At 57.9% G+C, this 15,626-nt stretch carries 18 protein-coding genes and 1 pseudogene; 7 read left to right on the forward strand and 12 right to left on the reverse strand.

Annotation, left to right across the window (positions count from 1 at the left end; translation table 11 throughout):
* Positions 1-5: 5 nt before the first annotated feature.
* The 5 genes from MCUTH_RS02415 to MCUTH_RS02435 form a co-directional block, all read right to left on the reverse strand.
* Entirely contained in the window at positions 6-815 is an 810-nt protein-coding gene (locus MCUTH_RS02415; protein WP_066955005.1) for a metal ABC transporter permease, read from the reverse strand.
* 2 nt (positions 816-817) lie between these two features.
* Positions 818-1,588, reverse strand: a complete 771-nt coding sequence (locus MCUTH_RS02420) for a metal ABC transporter ATP-binding protein (RefSeq protein ID WP_066955008.1) — start codon at positions 1,586-1,588, stop codon at positions 818-820.
* Complete coding sequence (locus MCUTH_RS02425; RefSeq protein WP_066955011.1) at positions 1,585-2,487, reverse strand: metal ABC transporter solute-binding protein, Zn/Mn family; 903 nt, start codon at positions 2,485-2,487, stop codon at positions 1,585-1,587. The genes MCUTH_RS02420 and MCUTH_RS02425 overlap by 4 nt, the downstream gene beginning before the upstream one ends.
* 64 nt (positions 2,488-2,551) lie before the next feature.
* On the reverse strand, positions 2,552-2,992 hold the full coding sequence (locus MCUTH_RS02430; protein ID WP_066955014.1) for a metal-dependent transcriptional regulator: 441 nt from the start codon (positions 2,990-2,992) through the stop codon (positions 2,552-2,554).
* A gap of 43 nt (positions 2,993-3,035) precedes the next feature.
* Entirely contained in the window at positions 3,036-4,280 is a 1,245-nt protein-coding gene (locus MCUTH_RS02435) for a tRNA (N(6)-L-threonylcarbamoyladenosine(37)-C(2))-methylthiotransferase (RefSeq protein ID WP_066955016.1), read from the reverse strand.
* A 108-nt stretch (positions 4,281-4,388) separates the two neighbouring features.
* Here MCUTH_RS02435 and nadX point away from each other — a divergent pair, with 108 nt between their 5' ends.
* Genes nadX through nadC form a run of 3 tightly spaced genes read left to right on the forward strand, consistent with a single transcriptional unit; the run spans position 4,389 to position 6,902 of the window.
* Positions 4,389-5,147: an aspartate dehydrogenase gene (gene nadX / locus MCUTH_RS02440; protein ID WP_066955019.1), complete on the forward strand. Its 759-nt coding sequence runs from the start codon at positions 4,389-4,391 to the stop codon at positions 5,145-5,147.
* 2 nt (positions 5,148-5,149) lie between these two features.
* Positions 5,150-6,043 carry a quinolinate synthase NadA gene (gene nadA / locus MCUTH_RS02445; protein WP_066955023.1) on the forward strand — a complete coding sequence of 298 codons (894 nt, stop codon included), beginning with the start codon at positions 5,150-5,152 and terminating at the stop codon, positions 6,041-6,043.
* A 4-nt stretch (positions 6,044-6,047) separates the two neighbouring features.
* Positions 6,048-6,902: a carboxylating nicotinate-nucleotide diphosphorylase gene (gene nadC / locus MCUTH_RS02450; RefSeq protein ID WP_066955027.1), complete on the forward strand. Its 855-nt coding sequence runs from the start codon at positions 6,048-6,050 to the stop codon at positions 6,900-6,902.
* Here the strand turns inward: nadC and MCUTH_RS02455 are convergent.
* Both MCUTH_RS02455 and MCUTH_RS02460 read right to left on the reverse strand, forming a co-directional pair.
* The gene (locus MCUTH_RS02455) at positions 6,841-7,752 is read right to left on the reverse strand and encodes an MEDS domain-containing protein (RefSeq protein ID WP_066955030.1); all 912 of its coding nucleotides are present in this window, start codon (positions 7,750-7,752) and stop codon (positions 6,841-6,843) included. The genes nadC and MCUTH_RS02455 overlap by 62 nt on opposite strands.
* Positions 7,753-8,012: 260 nt before the next feature.
* Positions 8,013-8,438 (reverse strand): hypothetical protein, encoded by a 426-nt coding sequence (locus MCUTH_RS02460; protein ID WP_066955033.1) that lies wholly within the window; start codon positions 8,436-8,438, stop codon positions 8,013-8,015.
* A 186-nt stretch (positions 8,439-8,624) separates the two neighbouring features.
* Between MCUTH_RS02460 and MCUTH_RS02465 the strand changes: the two genes are divergently transcribed.
* From MCUTH_RS02465 to budA, 3 genes and pseudogenes are all read left to right on the forward strand, one after another.
* The gene (locus MCUTH_RS02465) at positions 8,625-9,086 is read left to right on the forward strand and encodes a HEAT repeat domain-containing protein (RefSeq protein ID WP_224732746.1); all 462 of its coding nucleotides are present in this window, start codon (positions 8,625-8,627) and stop codon (positions 9,084-9,086) included.
* 363 nt (positions 9,087-9,449) lie between these two features.
* Positions 9,450-9,872, forward strand: coding sequence for a nucleoside deaminase (locus MCUTH_RS02470; RefSeq protein WP_201784928.1), 423 nt, complete (start codon positions 9,450-9,452; stop codon positions 9,870-9,872).
* A 193-nt stretch (positions 9,873-10,065) separates the two neighbouring features.
* A pseudogene (gene budA, locus MCUTH_RS02475) lies at positions 10,066-10,715 on the forward strand (acetolactate decarboxylase).
* A 3-nt stretch (positions 10,716-10,718) separates the two neighbouring features.
* Here budA and MCUTH_RS02480 read toward each other — a convergent pair.
* The 4 genes from MCUTH_RS02480 to MCUTH_RS02495 all read right to left on the reverse strand — a co-directional run bounded on the left by MCUTH_RS02480 (position 10,719) and on the right by MCUTH_RS02495 (position 13,713).
* The gene (locus MCUTH_RS02480) at positions 10,719-11,168 is read right to left on the reverse strand and encodes a universal stress protein (protein ID WP_066955042.1); all 450 of its coding nucleotides are present in this window, start codon (positions 11,166-11,168) and stop codon (positions 10,719-10,721) included.
* A 5-nt stretch (positions 11,169-11,173) separates the two neighbouring features.
* On the reverse strand, positions 11,174-12,496 hold the full coding sequence (locus tag MCUTH_RS02485; RefSeq protein ID WP_066955045.1) for an ArsB/NhaD family transporter: 1,323 nt from the start codon (positions 12,494-12,496) through the stop codon (positions 11,174-11,176).
* Positions 12,497-12,507: 11 nt separating this feature from the next.
* Positions 12,508-13,050 (reverse strand): universal stress protein, encoded by a 543-nt coding sequence (locus tag MCUTH_RS02490; protein WP_066955048.1) that lies wholly within the window; start codon positions 13,048-13,050, stop codon positions 12,508-12,510.
* 135 nt (positions 13,051-13,185) lie between these two features.
* Positions 13,186-13,713 (reverse strand): archaemetzincin family Zn-dependent metalloprotease, encoded by a 528-nt coding sequence (locus MCUTH_RS02495; RefSeq protein ID WP_066955051.1) that lies wholly within the window; start codon positions 13,711-13,713, stop codon positions 13,186-13,188.
* A gap of 17 nt (positions 13,714-13,730) precedes the next feature.
* On the opposite strand from MCUTH_RS02495, the gene MCUTH_RS02500 reads away from it, so the two are divergent.
* Entirely contained in the window at positions 13,731-14,135 is a 405-nt protein-coding gene (locus MCUTH_RS02500; protein ID WP_066955053.1) for a UPF0146 family protein, read from the forward strand.
* Here the strand turns inward: MCUTH_RS02500 and MCUTH_RS02505 are convergent.
* A complete protein-coding gene (locus MCUTH_RS02505; protein WP_066955056.1) occupies positions 14,132-15,496 on the reverse strand; it encodes a replication factor C large subunit in 1,365 nt (454 codons plus the stop codon). The two genes, MCUTH_RS02500 and MCUTH_RS02505, sit on opposite strands and share 4 nt — an antisense overlap.
* Positions 15,497-15,626 lie beyond the last annotated feature (130 nt).

Below are 15,626 nucleotides of genomic sequence, written 5' to 3' on the forward strand. Positions count from 1 at the left end.
TCCCGTTAAGTCCCCTGTCGGAGGCGCTCAGCCCCAAGAGCACCCGCGTACGCGAGCGTGCTCACCAGAATGATCGTCGCCCCCGATGGGACATTCACGAGATACGATAGCCAGATCCCTGCCGTAGTGAATACGATCCCGAGAACGGCGGCGAGGAACATCATGCTCCAGATGCGGGTCGTATAAAGGCGGCTGATCGCCGCCGGGAGGGTGAGGAGGGCGATCACCAGGATGATCCCAACAACCCGAATCAGCATCACCACTGTTAGTGCGATCAGAACGAGAAGGAGGAGCGAGAGCCGCTCGACCGGCAGATTCATGACCGTTGCGTAATCCGGGTCGAAAGTGATCGCCTGGAGCTCCCGGTAGAGAAAGACCACGGTGACGATGATGACGGCCACAAGGATCGCCATCAGCAGGATATCCCCCCGCGGCACAAGGAGAATATTCCCAAAGAGGTAGGAGAAGAGGTCCGGGGCGAACCCGGGCGTTAGGTAGACGAAGAGGATGCCTACGGCCATCCCGGCCGCCCAGACTGCACCGATGAGCGTATCCATCTGCTGCCGGGCCCGGAGCTGGAGCGCCCCCATCCCGAGCGCTGTTGCGACGGTGAATCCGGTTGCACCAAGAAGGGGATCTATCCCGAGGAAGTAGCCAAGCCCGATCCCGCCGAAGGCCGCATGGGAGATCCCGCCGCTGACCGAGACCATCCGCCGAACCACAACATAGGTCCCGATGATCCCGCAGGCGATGCTCGCGAGAGCCCCTGCGATGAGAGCATTTCTGAAGAACTCAAAACCGAGCACCTCAAACATCTTCACTCCTCCTCCCGCGAGTGTTTTGAGAAGACCCGGTGGGGGATCCCGTGGGCGATCAGATCCACCGGGCAGCGGTATGCGGCTTCGAGCATATCCGGTGTGATCTCGTTTGTATCGTGAGTATAGAGGCGCCGGTTCAAACAGGCAACCCGGGTCACGTGTGCAGGAATGACACCGATATCGTGGGTTACCATGACGATCGCCATCCGTTCGCGGAGTTGGTCCAGGATTTTGTAGAACTGCGCCTCCGTCGGGGCATCCACGTAGACCGTCGGTTCGTCGAGGAGCAGGGCCTTTGGATCGCTGACGAGTGCACGGGCGATGATCGCCCGCTGCTGCTCGCCGCCCGAGAGATCCCGGATCTGCCGGTCGGCAAGATCGGCGATATGCATCGTCTCAAGCGCTTCCTCTGCCCGGGCATTGTCCTCCTTACTATAGCGGCGTGGATGGCGCTTGATGTGGCCAAGGCGGCCGGAGAGGACCATCTCGCGCACGGTTATGGGATACTCGAAGTCGAATGTCCGGAATTGAGGTACATAGCCGAGATCCTTTCGCATCTCCGCTCCCGTGGCACCAAGAATACGGACCTCCCCGCGGCAGGGGGTGAGGAGACCGAGGATCACCCGGAGGAGTGTCGTCTTCCCGCCGCCGTTCGGCCCGATGATTGCGTAGAAATCGTTTGAGTGGACCGCCAGGCTCACCCCCTCGAGCACGGTCTGGCCGCGCAGCCTGACCCAGACATCATCGACCTCGATGACGGGGCTCTTCATGGTTCGCTGCTCCCTGCAAAGACCGAGGCCACGTAGCGCATGTTTTCGATGTAGTCCTTTTCGAGGGAACTTATCGTCACCACCGTGCCGTCGATCTCGTCGGCGATCACCTCAGCGCTCCGGGTGGAGTGCTCGGGCGATGCGAATATCACCTTGATCCCCTCGTCCCTTGCCAGCGTGACGAGGCGCTCGATCCTCTGTGGGGAGGGTTCTTTCCCTTCGTCCTCGATGGGTACCTCGACAAGACCGTAGTCACGGGCTAGATAGGCCCATGACGAGTGGTAGACCATGATCTTTTCTACGCCCGACTCAGCAAGCGCGCGAGCGATCTCGGCATCAAGTCTGTCAAGTTCCTCCAGGTAGGCATCGGCATTTCGGCGATACTCATCGGCGTTTGCCGGATCTACCTCCATGAGCCCTTCACAGATATTCTCTACCATGACTTTCGCGTTCCTCGGGGAGACCCAGATATGCGGGTCGGTTCCCTGGTGGCTGCCTTCGCCTGTCGATATCAGGTCGACGCCGCGCGAGCAGTCAACGACCAGCATATTGCGGTTCAGTGAGGCGATCTTATCCATCCAGGCGAGTTCAAACTCGATCCCCGATCCTACCGCTGCATACATCTTTGCCTCTGCAACCCCGGCGAGGACTCCTGGCGGCGGTTCATAGGTATGCGGATCGGCTCCCTGCGGCACGAGCACGATCACCCGAACGTGGTCGCCTCCAACACGCTCCACAAATTCCTGTTCGGGCGGTATGGTGACCGCGACGACGATATCTTTCTCTCCCTCCTCCCCGGTTTCGGTACACCCTGCCGTGACTGCTGCAAGCAGGAGAACTGCAAGTATGGCTGCAACAGGGGATATTGGGGCGGTGTTGCCTTTGCGCTGCGACCTCATTGCTTTTCCTCTAAATTTGGTAGAGGTCTAAATTTTTCTGCACAGGAATACATACGTTCTGCTCTCACCGCCGGCCATCACTTGAAGGGCAGCAGCAGTGATCGTGCTCGATCTCGCCGCAGACGCTCATCATCGGATGTCCGAGCGAGGTGCACATTCGGTCGGTGAGGTCTTTTGAGAAATACTGCTCTATCTTTTTCGCCTCCCTGCATGCCTCGTCTGGCTCAAGACCGTGCCGGCTGAGCACCAGGGCGACGATCCGATGACGCCGGATCAGAAACCGGGCGTAGTCGCCACCGCGGGGAGTGAGTTTCACCCCGTGATATGGTGAGTGCTCGAGGTATCCTGCTTTTGCAATCTCCGTGAGCGCCTTTGTCACCGTCGAGGGCGCGACCGAGAAATGTGTGGCGATCTCGCTCGTTTTCGCGGTGCCGCCCTGCATATGGATGTATTTGAGATATTCTGCCTTTTTCGCAGAGAGCTCGTGCCCGGTGATCTCCTGCATGAGATATCAGTGCGCTTCACCGGTAGAAAAAGTTTCGGTGGGGCTAAACTTCGCCCCGATCATCGCCCGGGACCAACTCCCCGATGACATAGTGCCGGTGGTTCTCCGTGATCACCGCCCGGCCGGAGAATCCGAACGGCAGATCCTCTTTGATGACAACGTTGAGGTAGCACGGGTTCCGGCAGACGGTCGATCCGGGTGCGTTCTTCTCTGTTGCAACGATTGGAGTCTCTCTTCCAATCCAGGTTTCGTTGTACTGGTCGTAGATCCGGTCCCCCTCACGAAGGAGCGCCCGGGACCGGACTTTCCGCACCCGCTCGGGGAGGTCTTTCAAGGCTGCGGCGGGTGTGCCGGGTCGCCGGGAATAGCGGGTGATGTTCACCTTCACAAATGCTGCGCGTTGGAGGTGTTCGAGCGTTTCCTGGAACTCCGCCTCCGTCTCTCCGGGGAAGCCGGTGATGAAGTCCGATGAGATCATCATATCCGGGTAGCGTTCCCGGAACGTATCGACGATCGTCAAAACATCCGCCGCACGGTACCCGCGTTGCATCCGCTCTAGAACTGTATCTGAGCCTGACTGGACAGGGAGGTGGAGAAACCGAAAGACCTTCTCGCTCCCATAGGCATCAACCAGGGGATCGAGGATCCGAAGAACCGAGGCGGGGTGCATCATCCCCAGCCGGAGAGCGAACCGTCCGGGGACTTCTGAGATCGCCCTCAAAAGATCTGGGAGGGACTCGCCCCGGTCGAGTCCCCAGGCAGCCACGTCCTGTCCGGTCAGCTGGATCTCGTAGGCCCCCGATGCGGCAAGGTTTCGGACGGCATTGATGATCTCGTCGGGCGGCGCGCTCTTCAACCGTCCTCGCGCAAGTCGCGTGACGCAGTAACTGCACCGGCCGACGCATCCGCTTGCCACCTGCACCACACCGACAGCTCCAGGACTACGGGTTCCCACGCCGCTGGAGAGCCTGTGGATTTCGTCCGGGTGTATGATCTGTGGGGTGCAGACCGATCGTATCAACTCCTCCTGGACAAGCGGCATGCACCCGGTCACATAGAGGTCCCGGTCGGCGAACGCCGCAAGGCGTCGGAGAATCTTACGTTCCGTTGCACCAATCACCGTGCAGGTGTTTATGATCACAGCGTCCGCCTCGTCCGGCCCGGTCAATTGGCAGCCGAGACCTTCCAGTATCGCTTCAAGCCTCCGGGTGTCGGCGTGATTGTAGGTGCACCCATAACTCTCGATGTAAACCTTCTTTCCTTGTAAGTTATCCAGGGTAATGACCATCGACTCCCCTGCGCGTATTCAGCGACGGGTCTATTCGCCGTCGTAGGATGCGTTTTTTTCTGCGTGGAGCACAATACTTAACCGCTGATATTACAATTTCTTTATTTGATGATTAAAATAGGGTTGCTGGGATGCGGCAACGTTGGACATATCATCGCCACGCACGCTGAGAGCATCCAGGTTGTTGCGGTCTTCGATATTATTCCTGAGCGGGCGGAAAGGTTAGCGGCACTCTGTCACGCCCGCCCCTATACGGACTTTGACGCCTTCATGCGAGAGGACTTCTCGATCGTTGTGGAAGCCGCCTCCGTCGACGCTGTCAGGAACTACGCGGAAAAGGTCCTCCGTTCCGGGCGAGATATCATCCTTCTCTCAAGCGGAGCCCTTGCGGATGCGGAGTTCCGTGATCATCTCGTCGGGGTTGCGCGAGAGGCGGGAAGGAAGATCCGGATCCCGAGCGGCGCAATCCTCGGGCTTGATAACCTCAAGATAGGCCAGGTTTCACCTCCGACAAAACTCCTCCTGCGAACGACAAAACCGCCTTCGTCGCTTGGGATGTCGGCTACGAGGCGGATGGAGATATTTAAGGGCCTGGCGCACGACTGTATTAGGCAATACCCGAAAAACATCAATGTCGCAGTAGCGTTGGGACTCGCTGCCGGCAGGGATGCCGATGTGGAACTCTGGGTTGACCCCGAGGCAGAGAGGAACACTCATGAGATATTCGTCGAGGGCGACTTCGGGGATATTTATGTCCGGGTCAGGAACGTCCCGAGCCCCGATAACCCTGCAACAAGTTATATGGCTGCCCTCTCCATCCTGACGCTCCTAAAGAACCTCGAGAACCCTCTGGTGGTGGGTACGTAACAATGGAGACGGAGATCCGTGCTCTCAAATCTGCGAAGAATGCCGTCGTCTTGGTGCACAACTACCAGCCCGTAGCTATTCAGGCACTCGGCGATGTGGTGGGCGATAGCCTCGAGCTTGCAGTGAAAGCGAAGGAGACCCGTGCGGAGTTGCTCGTCGTCTGCGGTGTCCGGTTTATGGCCGAGACGGCGAAGATCCTCAACCCTGAACGGAAAGTGATCATGCCAATTAAGGATGCGGGATGCCCTCTCGCCGATTTCCTGACCCCGGATCTTCTCCTGGAGGCAAAAGAGCGGTATCCTGATGCGGCCGTTGTAGTCTACGTCAACAGCACGGCAGAGGTCAAGGCACTTGCCGACATCACCTGTACTTCTGCAAACGCAGTCAGCGTCGTTCGATCGCTACCGAATGATACAATCCTCTTTGGGCCGGATGCAAACCTTGCAGCGTACGTTCAGCGGGAAGTTCCCGAAAAGACTATCATTCCGGTACCGCCCTATGGCCACTGCTATGTCCATGCCGGATTCACCCTTGCCGACGTTGAGGCGGCACGAAAGAAAGGCGGTATGATCGTCTGTCATCCCGAATGCCCGCCGGAGGTCCTGGAGCAGGCCGACCTGATTGCGTCCACCGGGGGCATGCTCCGGAACGCTGCAGGTACGGATGAGCCCTGGTCGGTCTTCACCGAGCGTGAGCTGGTCGCCCGCCTCCGGATGCTCTACCCGGGAAGGGTCTTTTACGAGAAACCGGAGGCAGTATGCGCGGATATGAAGAAGATAACCCTCGCTGACCTTCGTAGAGCACTCGAGCACGAGGAGCACGAGGTCGTCCTGCCGCTTGAGGTCATGGACCGGGCACGGCGAGCCATCGAACGGATGCTTGCTGTCGGGAGGTGAGCCTGTGATCCCGATCGAAGATCTCCTCAGGTTTATTCAAGAAGACGCACCGTGGGGCGACGTCACTTCCGATGCGGTTGTTCCCGAGGTAACCTGCCGGGCAGTTATTCAGGCGAAGGATTCAGGAATCATCGCCGGTCTTGCGGAGGCACGGGCGCTTTTTGAGCATTTTGGGGTCACGGTTCGAGCACGCTCAGCCGACGGTCGGCCGGTCAGGCCGGGGACCACCCTTCTCGAACTCGACGGTCCTGCGAGGGCGATCCTTCTTGTTGAGCGGACAGCGCTCAATATCATCGGGCGCATGAGCGGGATAGCGACCCGGACCCGTGAAGCGGTCGATGCGGTCAGAGCAGTCTCGCCTACCGTGCGGGTTGCAGCGACCCGAAAGACGGCACCGGGGCTGCGGTTGCTGGACAAGAAGGCGGTGGTTCTTGGCGGGGGAGACCCACACCGCTACACGCTCTCGGACATGATCCTGATCAAGGATAATCACCTCGCGCTGGTGCCATTGCCGGAAGCAGTTCGAAGAGCGAAAGAAAAGAGTCTCTACCGTGCCGTCGAGGTGGAGGTCGAGACGGCTGAGGATGCGGTCACGGCCGCCAATGCCGGAGCCGACATCATCCTGCTCGACAATATGGGGCCGGATGCGGTCGAGGAGGCAGTCCGTACACTCAAAGAGCGGGGTCTTCGGGAATGGGTGATCCTCGAGGTTTCCGGAGGGGTTTCTGCCGCTGACCTTGCCAGGTATGCCATGACCGGGATCGACATCATCAGCATGGGCGCCCTCACCCATACGGTCAGGAATTTTGATGTGAGTCTGGATATCCTGAAGGGTGCAGGCACGATCCGGCTCCCCTGACTGATCCCGGATGGCTCCTCGCGAGATCGTGGTTCAGGAGATACTCCCTGACCACCCTCGTATCGGCCCAGCCGGCGTCGAGCTGCCGGACGACTGCATTGATGCTCTGGACCTGCTTGCGGATCGTCTCAGAGTGTTCACTCTCATGTAGGTCGGCTATCGCCATGAGCATCTGAAGGGGATGGCGGATTCGGTCGGCAAGGGTTGCGAATTGCCCGATGTTCGTCTCAAGCTGGTCAATAACGCTTTGTTCTATAAAGGATGCCGGTTCATCCTGCATGCTGATCTGCTGCCATCCGTCGTCCCGCCGGATGATAACCACCTGGTGCCTGGAAGCGACTTCCAACAGTTCGCATGGCCCGCAGGTCTCAAGCGAATAATCACAGAGGGCAGCTATCCGGCAATCACCTATTGTCCGGTTAACCGACGTCTCGTAATTCATGAAGGCATCCCATTCTGCTTCTGTCAGCCAGGAGAGGATACCTGTAATGAACATGCCTTCGTAGCCCCTCTCCTGGGCGTCGAGGCCTTTCTGGAGACAGTTCTCCAACGCTGTAGAGCACGAGAATTTGCCGCCCCGTAAATACCAATCGTGGATATCCAGGATCTCGATCTCTCCTCGCCTCAGGCGTCGGTCCAGGTCTTTAATCCTCCTTGCAAGGGCCTTCCTTAATGAGTCGACCGGCAGAGGCTCTGTCGCGATACAGAGACAATATGCGTCCTGATCCAATCCACTCTGGACATAGGGCACCAGAGTCTTGACGATCTCATGCTGGTTCTGGTAGAAGAGGCAGGCATGCGTACCCCAGGATATTTCTGGTAGGTCCGTTGGGCAATAACTCTCTGTCACTGTGGCAACATTCCTATACAATAATTAAGATCCCTTTCCGGGGGATCGGGGTGCACTACATCCTGTCTGCTTGAGTGAGTGGACTGTAGTTTTGAGATAATTATGGCATAGGGTTTTCGATCTCGCACTAAAATATGCTTCCGATCTTTATATAATGTAGAACCGCTCCTTCTCGGGCCAGAGCGGCGTTAAAATGTCGATCAGGCACCTTCCTTCATCTGGATGTCCTTAAGGTGCCTGCGGATCAAGCGACAGGGGGATCAGGATACGCCCGGCGTATCCTCCATCGTGAGTTCGTCCAGGAACGGCATCACTCCTTTTATGTATGGGATGGATCTCCCTTCCCGTATGTTGAGTTCCCCGTAGGCGATGACCTCGATGACCAGCGGAAGTTCGTTCAGGCGCTGGACAAAGTAAGGGTCCGACTCGGTGGCGAACCGGAGGAACGCATCCAGTCTGATGAACGGGCGCTCAAGGTCGGGGACGTCGCTATACTCCTGCAGGTCTTTTGGGAGTGTGGAGTCCCGGGCCAGGTCTTCCTCGAAGTAAAGGTAGACATGGAAGTTACGCTGCTTACTCAGCGTGTCAAGGTCTCTGATATCAATCTTCGCTCCGGGAACGATGCCGATGCTTTCCAGGTCCTTTGGGAATGCTGTGCCCTCCGGTTTACCGGTCGAACTCTCCATACTATGGTGAAGGCAGGGAAAGTAGAAAAATGCACCTCATGAGAGGCATACTTCTCCGGGGCAAAACCTTATACTTGGGCGGCCCAAGTGAGCGCAAGATGGCCTATGGTGGGAGAGGGTTCGTCAGTAACTGGAGGAGAGATAGGAAGCCTCAACAGGGAGAAGAGGCTTCATCGGTACCTCTTGATGCTGGAGTCCGAGAATCTCAACGACCGATGGCGAGCTGCTGATGCGCTTGGTGAGTTGGGCGATAGTCGTGCGGTGCAGCCCCTGATCCAGGCGCTGGATGACGAGTATGTCGATGTTCGGTGGAAGGCGGCGAAGGCACTCGGGCATCTCGATGGACGCGAAGCCGTTCTCCCGCTGATAGATTGCCTTGCGGATGAGAGCCCCTGGGTTCGGGCGGGTGCAGCGTGGGCGCTCGGGAATATCGGCGACCCCCGGGCGGTCGAGCCGCTGATCCGGGTGCTCAACGATCCAAAGCCGCGAGTCCGGAAGATGGCTGCATGGGCGCTCGGGCGGATAGGAAATCTGCGTGCCAGGGGACCCCTGGTCAACCTTCTCGGCGACGCCGACCGCGAGGTCAGGCTTGCTGCCCGGGAGGCGCTTGATGAGATTGTAACCGAGCGAGAGATCCCAACCATCTGACAGGATGCTGCCCTCTTTGGGGCCTTGCTCGTTACGGGAGAGACGATCTGTTTATGGCCAGCAAAGCCCCCTGCCGGGGATCGTGTTACCGCTCCTCGATACTGGTTATGCCATAGGTTGCATGAAGCATCTCACCGAAGTTCCGGTTCTTGGAGCCTTGCGCGGTGCGGATTTCGTTGCACCGTTCCATCCTGGATGCATTTCTTCTTGCGGGAGTCATACCGACTCCTGATCTTTGGGTGCACCACTCTCGACTCCTATGGGTTTATAATCTTGGAACAACCTCATTTACTTATTTGGCCGTTGCGATCAGGTTATATACTGAATTAGGCGCCAGGGTGGTGTGGTGAGTTGGATCTATTCATGAAGTGTGCCATTGAGGAGGCAGAGGCGGGGCTGAGAGAAGGCGGGATCCCTATAGGGGCGGTGCTGGTCCGCGATGGTCGGATCATAGGGCGGGGCCGGAACCGGCGTGTCCAGTGTAACGACCCCCTCCTCCACGCCGAGATCGACTGTCTGAGAAACGCCGGGAGGATCCTGAACTACTCGGACTGCACCCTCTACTCCACGCTGATGCCCTGCTATCTCTGTGCGGGAGCGGTTGTCCAGTTCGGGATTGGGAAGGTCGTGGCGGGGGAGTCGGAGAACTTCCCGGGAGCACGGGAGTTTCTTGAGTCCCATGGGGTTGAGGTGCTCGATCTGGATCTTGATGTCTGCAAGACGATGATGCATGCGTTCATCGAGGCTCATCCCGACCTCTGGTATGAGGATATCGGGCTATTATGAGCGGTTTTACATGAATAAACGGACATTATTTTATTATGGCGCTGCTGCTCTTGCCATCTCATTCTTTGCCGGGGTCTGCATCACCCTTATGATCGCACCAATCTTTGCCGGGCCCGATGACGAGATCGACCGTGAGAGGCTCTTTCAGGTCTCGACGATCGATGCGCTCCTGCAGGGCGTGTATGACGGGAGCATGACCTACGACGAACTCGCAACCTATGGGGACCTCGGGATCGGGTGCGCGATCGGCTCGACGGGGAACTCGTTGGGGTGGACGGCGAGTGGTATCTGATACGGGTCGATGGACGGGCCTACCCTGTCGCCGGGAACGCGACGACGCCGTTTGCAGCGACGACGTTCTTTAACCCGGATCTCTTTCTCGTTACCAGCGAGCCGATGAACCTCACCAGTCTCGGGCGCTGCCTGGAGGCGGAGCTCCCCTCAAAGAACCTCTTTTATGCGATCCGGATGGACGGCACCTTCCCGCGGGCGGTAACCCGGAGCGTGCCCGCCCAGGATAAGCCCTACCCGCGGCTGGCGGACGTGACGGCAAACCAGACGGTCTTTACCTTAGAGAACGTCACCGGAACCGCCGTCGGGTTCTGGGCACCCAGGTTCGCAGAGGGTATCAACGTTCCCGGCTACCATCTCCACTTCATCACCGCCGACCGCACCGCCGGTGGGCACCTGCTTGAGATCGTTGTGCCCGCTGGCAGCATCGTTTCGGTCGACACTACGACGAGTTTCACCATGAGGCTTCCGGCGAGCGGAGACTTCTGGACGGTTGACCTATCCGAAGACCTCACAGATGATCTCAAACAGGTGGAGTCTGTCAAAAAATGAGGGTTATCTGACGACGAGCAGCGGCGGCTTGACCGCGCCGCCGATCTGTTCGAGCAGGGCGCTGATCCGGTTCTTTCCGCTCCGACCGAAAGCGCCCATCACGACCAGACCGTATCCGCCGGAGTTTGCCTCCTTGATGACCTCATCCCGGATATTGCCCTCGACAATCTTTCCCGAACAGAGGATCTTCTCCCCCCGGTATCGTGTGAGGATGTTGTTCTGATCGTCCGCGATGCTCTTCTTCATATCGTTCCAGATCCGGCCCTCATAATCCTTCAACATCTCGCAGATACCGCTTTGCGTGCAGAAGTTGAACGCCATCGCTTTGGCCTCAGCGATATCCAGGACTGAGAAGAGGACGACCTCGGCATTCTTCCGCTTTGCCAGTTTGATCGCGTGGAGAGCCGCTTTCTGGCTCCACTTTGACCCATCGATGAGCACGAGTATCTTCATACTATTCACACCACAAATTTCAACCAGAGTATTCCAAACCCTACCGCTACCGTCAGGAAGAGCACGAGCATTCCAACTTTGAGGAAGTCAATGAACGTGATGCCGATCCCTTCCCGCTCGGCGATACCGATGACGACGACGTTTGCCGATGCTCCAATGGCGGTGCCGTTGCCGCCAAGGCACGCACCGAGGGCAAGCGACCACCAGAGCGGGTAGATGTCCATCGTCGATCCGAGGTCGTGGATGAGCGGGATCATCGCCGCGGTCAGGGGGATGTTGTCCACGATTGCCGAGGCGATGGCCGCAAACCAGGTCACTATGAACATCGCCTCCCCGGTCGAGTCGACGTTCTCGATCATGATCGCGGCGATGCTCGATATGACGCCGGTCTCGACGAGGGCGCCGACGATGACGAAGAGTCCGCCGAAGAAGAAGAGGGCGGGCCACTCGACTTTCTCAAAGATCTCCTCAGGCGACTGCCGGCTCCAGAAGAGGAGGATCGCCGCCCCGATAAGGGCCACCTCTGCGGGTTCAAGCCCCATCGCCGGGTCGACGAACGGCAGTACAATATGCAGGATCTCCCCGATTCGGTCGTGGACAAAGAAGAGGAGAACCACGAAGGCGATCACGGCCACCGACTTGTTGAAGAGGGACCGGTCGACGATAGCCGCCCGTTCGTCAAGTCCCTCAAGTACCCTGATCATCTCCTGGCGCTCACTGGGGTTCACCTTCATGGACCGACCATAGATGGCGTACATCAACCCGATGAGGATGACCATATCGATGACCATGATGGGCCCAAGGTGGATCAGGAACTCGTTGAACGTCAGTCCTGCAGAGGATGCAATCATGATGTTCGGCGGGTCCCCGATGAGCGTCGCCGCCCCGCCAATGTTCGAGGCAAAGATCTCCGTGACCAGGAACGGGACGGGGTTGAGGTTCATCACCCTCGCGATGTAGAGGAGCATCGGGGTGAGAAGAAGAACAGTGGTGACGTTGTCAAGAAACGCGCTCACGATCGCCGTTACGGCCGCAAAGAGGACGAGAACCTTGATCGGGCTGCCTTTAGCGAGTTTTGCTGTCCGTATTGCAATATATTCAAAGAGACCGCTGCCGCGGGCGGTATTGACGATGATCATCATCCCGAGGAGCAGAAAGATTGTCCCGAAGTCGATATGGTGAAGAAGTGCATCCCAGGGGACGATCCCGACGAAGACGACGATCGCGCCGCCGAGCATGGCGGCGACCGCCCGGTGGATCCGCTCGTCGATGATGAGCGCGTAGGTGAAGAGAAAGACCGCTACCGCGATCAGTGCAACCGTATCCATCTCGGCACCCGTCAGTAGATGAACGCAGGGATCTCTACCCGCTGGCAGATGCGCAGGACGGTCGGGCTGATCGAGGGATCGGTCTCCGTACCATGGGCATAGCGCCGGGAGAGCGCAACCATATCAAAGTTACTTGCCATTCGGACGACATCATCACCCTTACGCCCGACAAACATCCTTGACTGTGTTGAAAAACCGTGTTCCTCAAGTCTTGCTGCGATTTGCTTGAGCAACTTCTGGCCCTCCTCTTCTTTCTTTGCCAGAAACTCTTTCATCGATTCATGGTCGAGTGTCTCTTCAATGAGTTCGATAACCCTGGCATCGGTAATGTAGGCGAGCGAGATGGTGGCATCGTAGGCGGAGAGGACATCGATGGCTTCATCGGTGATATCCTGGACGAAGAGATCGAGCGGCATCAGGATGGAGCGGACCTCCGGGATGATCATCTCCTCGTCGGTAAGCAGGAATTCGCCATATTCCTTGAGAACTGCCTCGTAGCGCCTCCCGACAATATCTTTGAACTTTCGCTGGATCAAGGAAGAAGAGTAGCCCATACTAACTCACTTCTAGGTTTCCCAGACCCTCGTTTAATACTTTCCTTTATCCTTCCCCGCCGCTCGCTTCTGAACGCCGGTAGTACTCGGAGCGTGAGTTTTTGGTGTCTTTGATGCACATAGACACCTTCTTTCTCACGAGTCTAGGGCTTCCTTGCAGGCGGGGCAGAGCATCTTTCTCTTTCGGTCCAGTTCGTCCAGTGTCCGCGGCCGGAACATGACACACTCGGGGTTGTCACAGTGTCCAAGCCCAAGAAGGTGCCCGAGTTCGTGTGCTCCCTCTTTTGCTGTCCGATCGATCAGATCGGCATCATCCGGTCTTCTGCCGTAGTATTCATTACCAAGTCGGGCGGTCGAGACGACCGCGACACTGCTTGCCGATCGTGCAAGGCCGAAGACGAAGTCGCACCCGGTGACGTAGAGGTCGCGGGAGGTCACAAGCAGCAGGGGGCCATTGATCGAATACCTGCGGGTGAACGTATCCTGCAGGCGATCAAGGATCTTTTGAGCATCGTGCTGGTCTCGGTCCCTGTTGTAGCCATCGATGAGGAACGGGTGTTCGAGGAGTCTGGTCTCTCGCCCGAGGATCATCTCGATCATCCGGGCGACGGGGAGCTCGATACCTCTTGGTGCCTGCTGATCCCAAAGAATATTGATGCTCATTACCTAATTTCTGGGTAATGTGTCGGTATAAACGTATTGAACGATGTATTGGGGAGTATATTGCCGATCATTACCGGCGGGCCGTGGAAGTGGGCATCGGGAATAATCCCGAGGCCGCAAGGATGGTCGCTTCTGCCGGCGCCCTCATGCTCTGCACCGACATACGATCCGATATCCGACACGAGGGCCTCCCCGTTGTGACCGATGACATCTTCGAGCCCAAACGTGAACTTTATGCGGGTGCGGACGTGATCTATGCCGTCCGCCCCGGTGTGGAGATGATCCCGCCGCTGATCGCGCTTGCAAGATCGGTCAACAGCGATCTCCTGGTTTACCATCTGGGATGCGAGATTTATGAGGGCGGCGGAGAACTCGTGAACTGTGGTCCCGTTCTCCTTCACCGCTACCACCGCCGAACTTAGAAGAGCGTTGCCTGGCCCGGGGGTAGGTCCTGCCGCACCTCATCGGGTTCGTCGGGAGGATCATCGTCTCTTGGCTTCTGCCCTTTTTTCAAGGTCTTCTCTTTTCTGGAAGCCTTCTTGGCTTTATCCTTCTCCTCCTTTGCAACACCTTTGACCACCTTCGTAGCCAGGGCTTTGTCGTGAACGAAGAGGACGAGCTCGTCGGCATCCAGCTGGAACTCGCGGACGTAAGCAGCGGGATCTGCCTCAACGAGGAGGCTGATTGCGGTGAAGAACTCTTCGCGCAGGAGATTCTCCGGGATATGCATCATCTCGCTGAGTTTCCTGGTCAAACCCGCTCTGATTGCCTTCTGCTTCCTGGATGATGCCATCTTCTGCCAGCGCGCCGGCGGCATGATGCGGCTATGGATTCCGTGCCCTCCCGCAGCATCGGCGATGCCAAGGAGCATCACAGCGCTCGCGTATCGCCAGAGGGTGTAGTATTGCCGCCGATAGGTGCGGCCGATATACTCGTCGGCCCTTGAGAGGTAAGCATAACCCTTTGCCTGGGAAGCGAGATCGGGCATCTGATCGATATTCCCTTCGAGCCACTGTGCGATGGTATCCGGGGTATCCTCGACCTCCAAAGCCATGCGAATCAGATCGGCATCTCTACGACCCTTGAATGCCTCCCCGATGAGTTCGAAGATGGTGGAGCGCTCATCCTTTGCGGAGGTCTGGAGATCGTCCATCGTGAGGCTGTCCTTACCTATGGCTGCGGCGTAGAGCATATTCACAGCGGCCCGCATGTCACCGCTGGCGCGGTTTGCAATCTCGTCGAGTGCGGCAGGGTCGCATGCCAGGTTCTCTGCAGCGCAGATATGGCGGAGGCGGGGTACGATCGAGCGGGCCTGAAGAGCCCGGAATTGGACGGGTTCGGTGGCTGCTTTGAGCTCTTTTGAGAGAGCGTAGTAATCGTTTGCGATCAGAATCATTGGCTGCTTCGACTCGGCGATGATCTCTATGATCGCCTTTGCCCCGCCCCGGTCAGCCTGCCCATGCAGGTTGTCGGCTTCATCGAGCAGGATGAGTTTACGGGACGCCCCGGAGAGGCTGGCTGTTGTAGATCCCGACCCCGCCACCCGCTCGAGCGCCGATTTTGTTCGCTGGTCGGAGGCGTTCAGTTCTACCACCTCCCAGTTCATATCATTTGCAAGGGCATAAGCGCTCGAGGTCTTGCCGATGCCGGGCTTTCCGTACAGGACGAGCGGTTTTTTCTCTCGCGACCAGTCCCGCGCCCACTCGTACATCTGCCTGATGGCGCTCGAGTTCCCCACAATGTCCGAGAGATGCTGTGGTCTGTACTTCTCCGCCCAGTCCATGCTGATCTATTCGTCGCGGTGGAACAAAAATTCAACTCTGTATCAGAACACGTGGATTGGACTCGTCCCTGCGCGGCAACAGTCCGCGGTTCTTCTTGCAAAACGAGATGACCCGGATCTCTGCCGCCCT

The sequence above is a fragment of the Methanoculleus thermophilus genome (assembly GCF_001571405.1).
In the GTDB taxonomy this organism is placed as follows: Archaea; Halobacteriota; Methanomicrobia; order Methanomicrobiales; family Methanoculleaceae; genus Methanoculleus; species Methanoculleus thermophilus.

What these genes read in the sequence shown, in the direction of transcription:
- MCUTH_RS02415 (WP_066955005.1), bottom strand. Translation starts at nt 815, where the DNA reads ATGTTTGAGGTGCTCGGTTTTGAGTTCTTCAGAAATGCTCTCATCGCA.
- MCUTH_RS02420 (WP_066955008.1), bottom strand. Translation starts at nt 1,588, where the DNA reads ATGAAGAGCCCCGTCATCGAGGTCGATGATGTCTGGGTCAGGCTGCGC.
- MCUTH_RS02425 (WP_066955011.1), bottom strand. Translation starts at nt 2,487, where the DNA reads ATGAGGTCGCAGCGCAAAGGCAACACCGCCCCAATATCCCCTGTTGCA.
- MCUTH_RS02430 (WP_066955014.1), bottom strand. Translation starts at nt 2,992, where the DNA reads ATGCAGGAGATCACCGGGCACGAGCTCTCTGCGAAAAAGGCAGAATAT.
- MCUTH_RS02435 (WP_066955016.1), bottom strand. Translation starts at nt 4,280, where the DNA reads ATGGTCATTACCCTGGATAACTTACAAGGAAAGAAGGTTTACATCGAG.
- nadX (WP_066955019.1), top strand. Translation starts at nt 4,389, where the DNA reads ATGATTAAAATAGGGTTGCTGGGATGCGGCAACGTTGGACATATCATC.
- nadA (WP_066955023.1), top strand. Translation starts at nt 5,150, where the DNA reads ATGGAGACGGAGATCCGTGCTCTCAAATCTGCGAAGAATGCCGTCGTC.
- MCUTH_RS02460 (WP_066955033.1), bottom strand. Translation starts at nt 8,438, where the DNA reads ATGGAGAGTTCGACCGGTAAACCGGAGGGCACAGCATTCCCAAAGGAC.
- MCUTH_RS02465 (WP_224732746.1), top strand. Translation starts at nt 8,625, where the DNA reads ATGCTGGAGTCCGAGAATCTCAACGACCGATGGCGAGCTGCTGATGCG.
- MCUTH_RS02470 (WP_201784928.1), top strand. Translation starts at nt 9,450, where the DNA reads ATGAAGTGTGCCATTGAGGAGGCAGAGGCGGGGCTGAGAGAAGGCGGG.
- MCUTH_RS02480 (WP_066955042.1), bottom strand. Translation starts at nt 11,168, where the DNA reads ATGAAGATACTCGTGCTCATCGATGGGTCAAAGTGGAGCCAGAAAGCG.
- MCUTH_RS02485 (WP_066955045.1), bottom strand. Translation starts at nt 12,496, where the DNA reads ATGGATACGGTTGCACTGATCGCGGTAGCGGTCTTTCTCTTCACCTAC.
- MCUTH_RS02490 (WP_066955048.1), bottom strand. Translation starts at nt 13,050, where the DNA reads ATGGGCTACTCTTCTTCCTTGATCCAGCGAAAGTTCAAAGATATTGTC.
- MCUTH_RS02495 (WP_066955051.1), bottom strand. Translation starts at nt 13,713, where the DNA reads ATGAGCATCAATATTCTTTGGGATCAGCAGGCACCAAGAGGTATCGAG.
- MCUTH_RS02500 (WP_066955053.1), top strand. Translation starts at nt 13,731, where the DNA reads ATGTGTCGGTATAAACGTATTGAACGATGTATTGGGGAGTATATTGCC.
- MCUTH_RS02505 (WP_066955056.1), bottom strand. Translation starts at nt 15,496, where the DNA reads ATGGACTGGGCGGAGAAGTACAGACCACAGCATCTCTCGGACATTGTG.